Origin of the sequence: Methylomicrobium lacus LW14, assembly GCF_000527095.1 — a bacterium.
Lineage (GTDB): Bacteria > Pseudomonadota > Gammaproteobacteria > Methylococcales > Methylomonadaceae > Methylomicrobium > Methylomicrobium lacus.
Genome location: NZ_AZUN01000001.1, coordinates 2,106,634 through 2,118,652, shown reverse-complemented (window position 1 = coordinate 2,118,652; position 12,019 = coordinate 2,106,634). Strand labels below are relative to the sequence as shown.

Genomic DNA, 12,019 nt, shown 5'->3' with positions numbered 1-12,019 from the left:
TTGATGCATGCGCGCAATTGGCGCCAGTTTGCAGCAAAATTAAGCGGCGGTGCGATTTTTTTAGGTTAAAATAACCCGAGGCACACATAAAGCAAAGGATATGCGCTAACACCACCCAATAACAAAAACACAAAACAATTTGGAGAACACAACATGGCACAATTCCCGATCGATCTGGGCGCCTATAACCGCATCTCGCTGGATGCAGGCAGCCCGACCTTGTCGCCGGAGCAAAAAGCGGCCCTGAAAGCGAACATTCAGCTTTGCCGCGACGCGATCATCTTCTTTACCGCAACCGGCGCCGCGCGCGGCGTGGGCGGCCATACCGGCGGTCCGTACGACACCGTTCCCGAAGTGATGATCATGGACGCGCTGTTCCGCGGTTCCGACGACTTCGTTCCAATCTTTTTCGACGAAGCCGGCCACCGGGTCGGCACGCAATATCTGATGGCGGCATTGAGCGGCGACCTGCCGGCCGAACAATTGATGCTGTACCGCGAAGCGCATTCGCACCTGCCGGGTCACCCCGAACTGGGCTTTACCCCCGGCGTCAAATTCAGCTCCGGCCGTCTGGGCCACATGTGGCCGTATGTGAACGGCGTGGCGATGGCGAATCCCGGCAAAACGGTCTTCTGCCTGGGCTCCGACGGTTCGCAGCAGGAAGGCGACGACGCCGAAGCGGCGCGCTTGTCCGTGGCGCAGGGACTGAACGTCAAACTGCTGATCGACGACAACGACGTGACGATCGCCGGCCATCCGTCGCATTACCTGAAGGGCTGCTCGACTGCGCAAACCCTGCGCGGCCACGGTCTGACCGTATTGGAAGGCAATGGCGAAGACATCGACGATCTGTACGCGCGCATCGTTAAGGCGATCAACACCGAAGGCCCGGTCGCGGTGATCAACCACCGTCCGATGTGCCCAGGCATTCCGGGCCTCGAAGGTTCAAACCACGGCCATGACGTAATTTCGGTCAAACTGGCGGTCGAATACCTCGAAGCGCGCGGCTATCAAGCGGCGGCGGATCATTTGAAAAACGCGAAGCCGGCTAAGCAGGACTATACCTTCAAGGGCTCCAGCGACAAATGGGATGCGAACCGTAACGTGTTCGGCGATGCGGCAGTAGCTGTTTTGGGCCGGATGAGCGAAGCCGAACGCGTCGAAAAAGTGCGCGTGATCGACAGCGACCTCGAAGGCTCCTGCGGTTTGGTCAAGATTCACAACGCTTATCCTGAAATTTTCATTTCCTCCGGCATCATGGAACGCGGCAACTTCTCCGCGGCGGCCGGTTTCGGTATGGAAAAGGGCAAGCAGGGCATTTTCGGCACCTTCAGCGCGTTTTTGGAAATGAACATTTCCGAAATCACGATGGCGCGTCTGAACAACTCGAACGTACTGAGCCATTATTCGCATTCCGGCATCGACGACATGGCGGACAACACCTGCCATTTCGGTCTGAACAGCTTTTTCGCGGACAACGGTCTGGACGATGCTTATGCAACCAACCTGTATTTCCCGGCCGATCCGAATCAAATGCGCGCCTGCGTCGAAAGCGTCTTCCACGATGAGGGATTGCGCTTCATTTTCTCGACCCGTTCCAAGACTCCGATTATTTTGGACGAGAACGGCAATGAGCGCTTCGGCGGCGATTACAAATTCGTCTCCGGCAAGGATGAAGTGATCCGCGAAGGCACCCAGGGTTACATCGTCAGCTTCGGCGAAGCCTTGTACCGCGCGCTGGATGCGGTCGAGCGCCTGAAGGAAGAGGGCATCGATGTCGGCCTGATCAACAAGCCGACCCTGAACGCGCTCGACGAAGACATGCTGGCCAAGGTCGGCATGTCGCCGCTGGTATTGGTCGTCGAATCCTTCAACCGTAAGACCGGATTGGGCAGCCGTTACGGCTCCTGGCTGTTGGAGCGCGGCTTCACGCCGAAATTCGCGCACATCGGCACCCACAAGGAAGGCTGCGGCGGTTTGTGGGAACAATACCCGCACCAAGGCCTCGACCCGGTCGGCATCATCGCGAAGATCAAATCGATGCGTTAAGCCGCTTTGATCCACAAAAAAGGGCGCTTTAAGCGCCCTTTTTTTTGCCGGATTGATTCGGCGCGGTCAACTTTGCGGAAAAGAAGTCGGCGATAATCGCCGAGTTTTCCGGGCTGATCCGCTGACTTCAGGCCCAACTTACGTTGATCTAGTTGCCGGATGCGGCTCTTCTGGCGGTGAGACCGGTGAATTAGGATAGAGGTTGATAAGTATATATCTTGATGCGGTCATTATTGCCATCCGCGACATAGACGTTGCCCGAAGCATCGGTTGCAATGCCAACATCGGCACCCAATGCAAAAGAGTCAAACTGTTCGTCGGCATCTATCCTTATTCCCCATGTGCCGAGGAAGTGGCCATTGTTGTCGAATTTCTGGATGCGGTGATGATAAGTATCCGCGACATAGATGTTGCCATCCGCATCGGTGGCTATGTCATGAGGATAGTTGAATTGCCCGCCGGCGGTTGCGCTGATTCCCCATTGGCTCAGGACGTGGCCGTTGCTGTCGAATTTCTTGATGCTGTTATCATTGCTATCAACGACATAGGCATTTCCTGCCGCATCAGTCGCTATGCTTTGGGGATATTTTAAAACCTCGCTTTCATTGCCCCATGCGGCGACAAGCACCGGCGGCTGTTCTGCTCCTGCGGCGGGCATTGAAAACAGGGTGGAGGCAAAGATCGATAACAGTGCCAAGATTTTTAGCGTCTGCCACCGAGGCGGATAAAACGTGTAATGGTTTATGCTCATTGTTATGTTGATTCTGATGAAATCGTTCTTAAAAACTTTTGGCAAATCGATTTATCGGTTAATGCGAACTCGACTGCACAAAAACAAGAAAATCAAGGTAAAACATAGTCGCCGGCACTTGAGATGCCGGCAATATAGTAATGAAGCCGTATGACATTATTTCACGCAGGTCGGCCTAATTTCAGTGCCGTCTACCATATTTTCAAATTTAAATGCCGAGATTGAGCGTGTAGGCAAGCGTTAGCATCATCCAGCATTTGAAGAAATGCTGAGGGAGAGGCGGTTATTTCCGGACTGGATTACGTAAGGCTGATCGATACTTGGACGATTTGCCGCCACGTCTTCCTCATGCTCAGGATCAAGCATTAAAGCGAGGGGGGCGCATTGCCGGCAGCGTTTCGAAGAAAAAAATTGACGGCAAGACGCCGTCTTTTTTATGAGCACCGATGATTTTTTTGCCGCAGCAGGCGTCATAGTCTTATCCAGAATGAATCATCGCCGCCGGACTCCATGAAACCAGACAAAAAGACGCCGCAAGAGCAGGCCAATTATTGGCTGGTGTTGTTGAGTTCGCCCTTCGCCAGCCCCGAACAACGCCAGGCTTTTGAGGCATGGTTTGCCGAAAACCCGGCCAACCGGGCGGAATGGGACAAGGCGCGGGCATTCTGGAAAAAATTCGATATGTTGAATGATGAGCAAGCCGCCTTGCTCGATAAATGCCTGTCCAGCGCCGACAAACGGCGCGATATGAAGTCTAAAAAATGCCTGCGGGGTTTTATCAATCCGTGCTCGATGCCGGCATTTGCCTGTTTGCTGCTGCTTGTGTGGGTCGGCATCGAGGCCTGGCCGGTCTGGTTTGCCGATTACCGAACCGCGGTCGGCGAGCAGCTTTCCGTGCAATTGAGCGACGGCTCGACCGTGCTGATGAATACCGAAACCGCGCTGTCGGTCGATTTTTCCGCAACGCGGCGCACGGTCACTCTGCATGGCGGAGAGGCCTATTTCAAGGTCGCGAAGGATGCCGAGCGCCCGTTTGATGTAGAGACCGATGACGGCCGGGTGAGGGCGCTCGGCACCGCTTTCGAAGTCAGGCAACTCGAGCGGGACATGGCGGTGACCGTTTACGAACATGCGGTACGGGTCATCTTCAGCCAGGGTACGACGATCGAGAGCTTGCGGGAAGGCGAGCTGGTCGCGGTGAATGCGGGCAGGGTCTCGCCGGTCTTCCCGGTCAATCTGAAGCAAACGCAGGCATGGCGCGAGCACCGTCTGGTTTTCCGCGACGTGCCGCTGATGCAGGTCGTCGCCGAACTGAACCGCTACCGGCCTGGAAAAATCGTGATCGTGAATCAAAGCCTGAAACAACAACGGGTCACCGGCGTTTTTGACCCCCGTGAGCCGGACGCGGCTTTGGCGGTGATCGAAAACACGCTGAAGCTGGCCGCCTACCGTTTGCCCGGCCGTTTGGTTTTACTGGCGGCGCGCTAATCTTGCCGCTTGCAAAACTTCGGTGCGGGCTGGCCTGTCTGCTACTGTTTGTGACAGACGTGATCCGCTGGCGGCAGACACGCCGTGCCGAACGGCATAAGCCGGCATACGGTAAATTAATTTCGGAGTGATTTTTTCATGATCAGCAGCCATCGCGTCAGCGCCTGCCATAAGGCCGCGGCCTGCGGCAGCGCTTTGTGTCCCCCGTTGACGGCCAGCCGCCAGAGCATCAGGCGCTGGCGGTAAGTCACGGTCATGGCCTGGTAATCTGCGGTCTTCAATGGGGCAAAATCGACCGGCCGATCCGCAACGACGCCGCGCCGGCATAGCCATCTAAAGAGGCCGCTCAGGTACAGGAAAAACAGCGTTTGGCCGGCCAGAAACCAGAGCAGGCGCCCGGTCGCACCCAAGGCTTCGCCCGAATGCAGCGGCCATATCCAGGTCGCGGCCGTTTGTCCCGCGGAAAATCGGGCCGGGTCGCGGACCTCTTGAATATGCCCGCTCCAGCGGTCCACCCAAACCGTGGTGAAAGGGTGGCGCTGATTGATTTCGCCGTCTTGCCTGAAATGGATTTCATAGACGCCGCTGTCGCCGACCGGGGTGGTGATGCGCCGCAATTCGGCGCGAGGGAAGGGCGCGCGGGCGATGAATTCGGCGCCTTCCAGGCCGAGCGGATTGTTGGTCGGCACCGCGGTGCTGATGATCGTGCGGTCGGCTTCACCGTGGCCCATGCCGGCCGCGCCGGTCAGTTTTTCCAGGGCTTTCGGATAGCTCAGCAGGAAGCCGGTACTCGCCAGCATCAACAGGGCCAGGGCGCTGAGAAAACCGGTCATCCTGTGCAGGTCGGTCGCAAAGCGCAGCATGCCGGAGGTCCGCCTGATCGTCAGCGCCTTGATGATTCCCTTCACGCCCGGCCACCACAACACCAACCCGCTGCCTGCCGAAAGCATCAGCAAGAGTCCCAAGGCGCCGACCGTGTTGCGGCCGGACAGGCCGAGATGGAGGTGGCTATGCAAATCCAGCAGCCAGGTGGTGAAGGTGGAGCCCCAGAAGCGGCTGGCGACGACCTCGGCGGTATAGGGATTGACCGAGACCATCAACGGCGCATACCACTCGAAATAGGTTTCCCGCGGCTTGTCAAACCAGGCGGTGATCATGCCGCGCGGCGATCTCGGCATTTCGAGCGTCCAGGCGCCGTGCCGGTCCGGATGCGCCGCGCGCACCGCCGCGATGATCTTGTCGAGGGATTGATAGTCGCCGCTGGGTGCGTCGATCACCAGCCGGGGATTGAGCCGTTCGTCGATGTCTTCCCGGTAGGTACTGAGGCTGCCGGTCAGGCCCAACAGGGCGAACAAAAAGCCGGCGCCGAGCGCCAGCAATAGATGCAGTTTGAGCCAGGCGGCCCGGCCGCGCCGGGCCTTGATGATCGCAAAGGTCATGGAGGAAGGGTTCAGGCAAAGCGCGGATTATCCCATGGATCGGCGTTTGTTGTTAGGTGAGAGACGGCTTTGCCGTGGCCCGACCTGGGTTATTTATCCTCCCCCTTTGAAAAAGGGGGATTGAGGGGGATTTATTTAAAAATCTCCCCCGCGCCCTCGGCAACAGCTCCCAGCATTGCCCTACCTCTGTCCATAGACCACCCTTTAGTGGTGGCATCCATGCAGTCGTCATTTTCAAAGAGGGGGGCTTTAATTCCGATACAAAAACACCAAGCGGTCGGTCAGTCGGTATTCGGACAGATCAAGGCTGGCCTTGATCATTTGCAGCGCTTCTTCCGAATGGGTCGTGTCGAAAGTCCCGGTTAAGGGTAAGGCGTTGAGCGAATGGCTGGTGATCACGATGCGGCCTTTGCGATAGCGGTTAAGCTCCTCGACTACCTCTTGCAGCGGCTTGTTGCGGAAGATCATGCGTTGTTGACGCCAGGCCGAGGCGGCGTCGAGGTCGACGCGCGGCTTTAGGTCGGTCACCGTCTGACCGAAGCGGATCGCGGCGCCTTCCGGCAAGCGCTCGACGCGTTCCCCGTTCGCCAGGGTAATGCGCACCGCGTGTTCAAAGACGGTCACGGCGACAGAATCCGGCAGCGCTTTGACATCGAAAGCGGCGCCCAGTGCCCGCACCCTACCGTAGAAGGTGACCACTTCAAAAGGCCGGGGATTCGGCGCGACCTTAAACCAGGCTTCGCCGCCGTACAAAACCAGTTTTCGGGTGGAGGCGCTGTAGTTGACCGACAAGGCCGTGCCGGAGTTGAGCTGCACTTCCGAGCCGTCGGCGAGGCTGAGGGTTTGATTCTCGCCGATACCTGTGCGGTAGTCGGCTGAATGAAACTGCAGATCATGGCGCAAGAGAAAAACTGCCAGCACCAGGCAAGCCGCAGATGCCAACGCAGAGGAAAACCCGGCGCGGTGCGGAGGCGATTTGCGGACTGGCACCGGCGCTGCCGCCGGAAAATCCTGTTCGTTCAAACCTTCGATGTCGCGCCAGATCCGATGCGCCCGCTCCCAGGCCGACTGATGCGCCTTATCTTCGGCCAGCCAGTATTCAAACGCGCAGTGCTGTTCGTCGTCCGCTTCACCGGATGTCAGCAGGGTCAGCCAATAGACGGCCTGCTCGTTGACATCGCCTGGCGGCTTTACCGGGCGGCCGTTCATGGCCGGCTGCCGCCGTGGTTTGTGGAAGGCTTGGAGAAAAGCATGGCGTGCGTGCGTCTGGATTGATAAATGCCATTATCCTGAAAGTTGCGTTCGCTGTCAGGCGTCATCGAAGAAATTTTATTCGTCCTCCAGGTAACGCTGGCAGTGCAGCAGGGCTTTCTGGATGTATTTGAAGAGAGTATTGTAGGACAATCCGGTGCTTTCCTGGTAGGAAAGATGTTTGATGCTGCCGAAGGTAATCGGTGGATTGATTGGCGGCCATACGGAACAGAAAGGCGCGCGGATTTTGTACGGTTTTTTGCCCCAGATAGTCGGCAAATAAATACCCGGGAGTTGTCGCCGCGGTCCTTAGGCAGCGGCGGAGTTAGATTTATAGGCAAGTGTTGTGCCGGGTAAGGGGCGTTCCAGTTTTCCCCAGGCATCGATGGTGCGATTGGGTTGCGCCAGCAATCTAGGGCCAGATTTCAGCCTGTGACGCCGTATTTGATCGCTGAGCCCGATTCGGTTTTATGTCATTTAACTGATGTTACGCAGCCCGCAGCACCTGAAGCTCGGCATAAGCTTGACGGTTTGCCTTAATAAAGAGCAGGAACTTTTTACATAAAAAAATTGTTCTATAGTCATATCTCCAATGCTCTAATTTTCTTATTGGATGGGATTTTGACTTTTTCTCTTTCGGTACCTGCCTCCGCAAACAGGCTTATTGATTCGAGCAGCCCTTATCTGCTCCAGCACGCGCATAACCCGGTTGACTGGTATCCGTGGGGCGAGGAAGCGTTTGCCAAGGCGCGAAAGGAAAACAAACCGATTCTGCTCTCTATCGGCTATTCCACCTGTTACTGGTGCCATGTGATGGAGAGGGAAATCTTTGAGAATCCCGACATCGCTCGGTTGATGAATGAGTCTATCGTCAGCATCAAGATCGACCGCGAGCAGCGCCCGGACGTGGACGACATCTACATGACAGCCGCCCAAATCATGACGCACGGTGGCGGCGGCTGGCCGAACAACGTGTTCGTCACACCCGATCTTAAGCCGTTTTTCGCCGGTACTTATTTTCCACCCGCGGTTTTCACGTCGGTCATTCAGCAGATTCACGATCGATGGGCACAGGATCAGGCAGGTATAACAGCGCTGGCCGACCGGCTGGCCGGCGCCATCATCCAGATCAAGCAGCAGGAAAACGATGCAGCCAGCATCCTTCCCGAACAGCCGACAATCGAAGCGTTGCTCCAGCATTATGGCGATTACTACGACAATCGGTTCGGCGGTTTTTATCAGGCGCCGAAATTTCCGAATGAGGCCGCGCTGCTATTTCTACTCGACACTTACCGCTTGACCCACAATGACGTAGCGCTGCATATGGTGCGCGGCACGCTGGAATCGATGGCGCAAGGCGGCATTTATGACGCTGTCGGCGGCGGATTCCATCGCTACGCCACCGATGCGCAGTGGCGTATCCCGCATTTCGAGAAGATGCTTTATAACCAGGCGCTGCTGGCACGCGCCTACACGGAGCTTTACGCGCTTTCCAATATTCCCGAAAGTCGCGCAGTCGCCGAAGGCATTTTCGCTTTCACGTTGCGGCAGATGACGCTCAAGGACGGCGGCTTCTACTCTGCGCTGGATGCCGAGACCGACGCCGTGGAAGGCGCGTATTACGCCTGGACGGATGCGGAGTTGCATGATGCCTTGGATAAGGAATCCTATGCCTGGTTGGCGAAACATTACGGGTTAGCGGAAATTCCCGAGATTCCCGGCCACAAGCATACGGACGGCATGGTGCTGTTTCTAAAACAGCCGCTTTCCGAGATTGCGACGGCGGCAGGCCTGTCCTATGAGGAGATGGTCAAGAAACAGCAGGCCGTGATGAGCGCGCTACGCAAAGCACGGGGCAAGCGCCTTTTGCCGCACCTTGACAATAAAATCATCACGGCGTGGAACGGACTGATGATCGACGCGTTCGCCCGCGCCGGGCAATGCATGGGGAGGGCGGAATATATCCAGGCCGCCCGTCGTGCCGCCGATTTTCTTCTGGCAAATTTGCGAAAACAAGACGGCACGCTGTATCGTACATGGCGTGACGGAAAAGCTGAAATCGCGGCCTATTTCGAGGATTATGCCTTCATGATTCAGGGGCTGGTATCCACCTATCGCGCGACCAAGGCGGACACATACCTGCAAGCCGCCGAGGAACTGGTGGCGCAGGCCAAGAAGCTGTTTTGGGATCGGGAGCATGGCGGCTATTATTTCACCGATGGCAGCGAGCAGCTGTTGGTGCGCATGAAGAATGCCGTGGACTCGGCCCTTCCTTCCGGCAACGCGGTGATGGCGCACGCATTGCTCGATCTTTATGAAATCACGGGCAATGCAGAGTGGAAGCAACAGACCGAGGCGCTGCTTAAGGCTTTCGGGCAGGCCATTAAAAAGGACCCGAGAGGCTATACGCACATGATGCATGCGCTTCTTCGGCTGAATCATCTGACACCGGCAGCGAAGGCAACACAACAACCGGTTGAAACAGCTACCCTACAGGAGGCGATGGAAACCAAAGCGCATGTGCAGGTCAGCGCCTCGGAACCCAAGCGCGAGGGAAATTGCCTCACTGTCACGGTGGTACTGGATATTGCCGAGGGCTGGCATATCAATGCCAATCCGGCTAGCCTCGATTTCCTGATTCCCACTTCTGTCGATGTCCGCGAGGACTCCGGCAAGACGGAAGCAAAGCCTGCCTACCCCGATGCGAGCGCCATAACCACGCCATTGGGTGACATTAAAGTCTATGAAGGGAAGATAAGTATTCCGGTGCAAGTGACGCTTCCGGGCGGCGCAGAAAATCTCCGCCTGCTCGTCCGCGCCCAGGCCTGCAAGGATACTACCTGCCTGGCGCCCTCGGATTGGATTATGCCAGTCCAGTTAAAATAAAAGGCGACAGACTGCGGTTTACTTGTTTTTAAGGAGAATGGCCGCTCCGTGGTAGGAACCGGACGCTCGATTATTCTAATCCTCAACGGTAGCAACGGGTCGGTAGCGTCTATGACCACTTTAGGCAATAGATTCTGGAATTTACCTTCATCCATGAAAAAAATGCCCACATCCGCGACCATGAACGCCGATAACGCCATCCCCATCATCTTCGTACGCGGCGTTAACAAGAGGTATGCCGGCGGTTTCCAAGCGCTCAAAAACATCAACCTGGATATCAAACGCGGCGAGATATTCGCCTTGCTCGGACCCAATGGTGCAGGCAAGACGACACTGATTAGCCTCGTCTGCGGCATCGTCAATGCCACTTCCGGAACCATCATCGCCGACGGTCACGACACCGTGCGAGACTTCCGCGCGGCGCGGGCAGCCATCGGCCTGGTGCCGCAGGAACTGAATACGGACGCGTTTGAGTCGGTCTGGGCCACGATCAAATTCAGCCGGGGGCTGTTCGGTAAGGCGCCCGATGCAGTCTACCTGGAAAAAGTACTACGCGATCTGTCCCTGTGGGACAAGCGCAACGCGAAAATCATGACGCTCTCTGGCGGCATGAAACGCCGAGTGCTGATTGCCAAGGCCCTCGCCCATGAGCCAACGATATTGTTTCTTGATGAGCCGAGTGCCGGCGTGGATGTGGAGTTACGACACGACATGTGGCGCATGGTGCGCGAGCTGCGTGCACAGGGTACCACGATCATTCTGACCACCCATTACATCGAGGAAGCCGAAGACATGGCAGACCGCATCGGCGTCATCAACAAAGGTGAACTGATCGTTGTTGAAGACAAAGAGGTACTGATGCGCAAGCTCGGCAAAAAGCAGCTCACCCTGACTTTGCGGCAGCCCATGTCCAGCATCCCAGCCGAGCTAAACGCTTGGTCGTTAACGCTCTCCGACGACGGACACGCCCTGATTTATAGCTTCGACGCCCAGGAAGAAGAAAGCGGTATCGCTACGCTGCTGCGTACGCTAAATGAACACGGCATCGACTTCAAAGACTTGCGCTCCAGCGAGAGTTCACTGGAGGACATCTTCGTCGGTCTGGTGCATCAGTCCAAGAAGGAGCAGGCATGAACCTCTATGGCATTCGCGCCATTTACCATTTTGAAATGGCACGCACCTTTCGTACGTTGGCGGAAAGTATCGTCGCGCCGGTGCTGACCACTTCGCTGTACTTCATCGTATTCGGCAAAGCCATCGGTTCGCGCATGGGCGACATCGACAGCGTCAGTTATGGTGCCTTCATCATCCCGGGGCTGGTCATGCTGAATTTATTGAACGAAAGCATCTCCAATGCCTCTTTCGGCATTTATATGCCCAAGTGGGCGGGCACGATCTATGAGCTGCTATCGGCACCGGTTTCGTGGGTCGAAGTGCTGATGGGTTATGTGGGAGCAGCGGCGACCAAGTCGGTGATGTTGGGCCTACTCATTATGGGGACGGCGCGCATTTTTGTGCCTTACGAGATTGCCCATCCCTTGTGGATGGTCGCCTTTCTCTTGCTCACGGCTGTGACTTTCAGTCTGTTTGGCTTTATTATCGGCCTGTGGGCCGATAATTTTCAAAAACTCCAGGTGGTACCGATGTTGGTCGTCACCCCGCTCACATTTCTGGGCGGCGCGTTCTATTCGATCAATATGTTGCCCCCCTTGTGGCAGAAGATCACTCTGTTCAATCCGGTGGTGTATCTGATTAGCGGCTTTCGCTGGAGCTTCTACGGCATGGCTGACGTGCATATCGCCGTGAGTATTGGCATGACGTTTGGCTTTCTCATCATCTGTCTGACTTTTGTATGGTGGGTGTTTAAGACGGGGTACAAAATTAGAAATTGAGGCGACAACTATTCTGACAGAGGGGGCAGTTACAAAGTTTTCTTCGAGCGAAAAAATAGCATCCCGCTCTTAATGCGTTCCGCCGTCACCTTGAAAAATGTGGGTTTGCGTGCGCGAAACTGCGCTAAGCTCCTAGCGCAAGAAAGATTCAATACCTGTTGGGGATAGATTCCAGTTAATTTCAGTCCAACTATCTGTCAAGGTAATAATTAGGAAGAATCAATACGATTCAACATTTTATTTAAGATAACAGCAATCCACTG

10 protein-coding genes are annotated in these 12,019 nt (G+C 56.0%); 5 read left to right on the top strand and 5 right to left on the bottom strand.

What is annotated here, in order from left to right:
- Positions 1 to 153 precede the first annotated feature (153 nt).
- Positions 154 to 2,049 (top strand): transketolase C-terminal domain-containing protein, encoded by a 1,896-nt coding sequence (locus METLA_RS0109575; RefSeq protein ID WP_024298341.1) that lies wholly within the window; start codon positions 154 to 156, stop codon positions 2,047 to 2,049.
- 190 nt (positions 2,050 to 2,239) lie between these two features.
- Here METLA_RS0109575 and METLA_RS20815 read toward each other — a convergent pair whose 3' ends face one another.
- Together METLA_RS20815 and METLA_RS22580 are read right to left on the bottom strand one after the other, a co-directional pair.
- Positions 2,240 to 2,800, bottom strand: a complete 561-nt coding sequence (locus tag METLA_RS20815) for an NHL repeat-containing protein (protein ID WP_024298340.1) — start codon at positions 2,798 to 2,800, stop codon at positions 2,240 to 2,242.
- Between the two features lie 246 nt (positions 2,801 to 3,046).
- Complete coding sequence (locus METLA_RS22580) at positions 3,047 to 3,274, bottom strand: hypothetical protein (RefSeq protein ID WP_152539414.1); 228 nt, start codon at positions 3,272 to 3,274, stop codon at positions 3,047 to 3,049.
- A 36-nt stretch (positions 3,275 to 3,310) separates the two neighbouring features.
- Here METLA_RS22580 and METLA_RS0109560 point away from each other — a divergent pair, with 36 nt between their 5' ends.
- On the top strand, positions 3,311 to 4,288 hold the full coding sequence (locus tag METLA_RS0109560) for a FecR family protein (RefSeq protein WP_024298339.1): 978 nt from the start codon (positions 3,311 to 3,313) through the stop codon (positions 4,286 to 4,288).
- Between the two features lie 116 nt (positions 4,289 to 4,404).
- Here METLA_RS0109560 and METLA_RS0109555 read toward each other — a convergent pair whose 3' ends face one another.
- The 3 genes from METLA_RS0109555 to METLA_RS0109545 all read right to left on the bottom strand — a co-directional run bounded on the left by METLA_RS0109555 (position 4,405) and on the right by METLA_RS0109545 (position 7,257).
- Complete coding sequence (locus tag METLA_RS0109555; protein WP_024298338.1) at positions 4,405 to 5,727, bottom strand: PepSY-associated TM helix domain-containing protein; 1,323 nt, start codon at positions 5,725 to 5,727, stop codon at positions 4,405 to 4,407.
- 249 nt (positions 5,728 to 5,976) lie between these two features.
- Positions 5,977 to 6,936 carry a FecR family protein gene (locus METLA_RS20810; protein ID WP_024298337.1) on the bottom strand — a complete coding sequence of 320 codons (960 nt, stop codon included), beginning with the start codon at positions 6,934 to 6,936 and terminating at the stop codon, positions 5,977 to 5,979.
- A gap of 120 nt (positions 6,937 to 7,056) precedes the next feature.
- Positions 7,057 to 7,257 carry a hypothetical protein gene (locus tag METLA_RS0109545; RefSeq protein ID WP_024298336.1) on the bottom strand — a complete coding sequence of 67 codons (201 nt, stop codon included), beginning with the start codon at positions 7,255 to 7,257 and terminating at the stop codon, positions 7,057 to 7,059.
- 291 nt (positions 7,258 to 7,548) lie between these two features.
- On the opposite strand from METLA_RS0109545, the gene METLA_RS20805 reads away from it, so the two are divergent.
- The 3 genes from METLA_RS20805 (at position 7,549) to METLA_RS0109530 (ending at position 11,756) form a co-directional block, all read left to right on the top strand.
- The gene (locus METLA_RS20805) at positions 7,549 to 9,864 is read left to right on the top strand and encodes a DUF255 domain-containing protein (protein ID WP_084480112.1); all 2,316 of its coding nucleotides are present in this window, start codon (positions 7,549 to 7,551) and stop codon (positions 9,862 to 9,864) included.
- Between the two features lie 180 nt (positions 9,865 to 10,044).
- Positions 10,045 to 10,998 (top strand): ABC transporter ATP-binding protein, encoded by a 954-nt coding sequence (locus METLA_RS0109535; protein WP_024298334.1) that lies wholly within the window; start codon positions 10,045 to 10,047, stop codon positions 10,996 to 10,998.
- Entirely contained in the window at positions 10,995 to 11,756 is a 762-nt protein-coding gene (locus METLA_RS0109530) for an ABC transporter permease (protein WP_024298333.1), read from the top strand. Before METLA_RS0109535 ends, METLA_RS0109530 begins: the two co-directional genes overlap by 4 nt.
- The last annotated feature ends 263 nt before the right edge of the window (positions 11,757 to 12,019 follow it).

Excerpts from the sequence above, each read along its gene's own strand:
- METLA_RS0109575 (WP_024298341.1), top strand. The coding sequence starts at position 154 with ATGGCACAATTCCCGATCGATCTGGGCGCCTATAACCGCATCTCGCTG.
- METLA_RS20815 (WP_024298340.1), bottom strand. The coding sequence starts at position 2,800 with ATGAGCATAAACCATTACACGTTTTATCCGCCTCGGTGGCAGACGCTA.
- METLA_RS22580 (WP_152539414.1), bottom strand. The coding sequence starts at position 3,274 with ATGACGCCTGCTGCGGCAAAAAAATCATCGGTGCTCATAAAAAAGACG.
- METLA_RS0109560 (WP_024298339.1), top strand. The coding sequence starts at position 3,311 with ATGAAACCAGACAAAAAGACGCCGCAAGAGCAGGCCAATTATTGGCTG.
- METLA_RS0109555 (WP_024298338.1), bottom strand. The coding sequence starts at position 5,727 with ATGACCTTTGCGATCATCAAGGCCCGGCGCGGCCGGGCCGCCTGGCTC.
- METLA_RS20810 (WP_024298337.1), bottom strand. The coding sequence starts at position 6,936 with ATGAACGGCCGCCCGGTAAAGCCGCCAGGCGATGTCAACGAGCAGGCC.
- METLA_RS0109535 (WP_024298334.1), top strand. The coding sequence starts at position 10,045 with ATGAACGCCGATAACGCCATCCCCATCATCTTCGTACGCGGCGTTAAC.
- METLA_RS0109530 (WP_024298333.1), top strand. The coding sequence starts at position 10,995 with ATGAACCTCTATGGCATTCGCGCCATTTACCATTTTGAAATGGCACGC.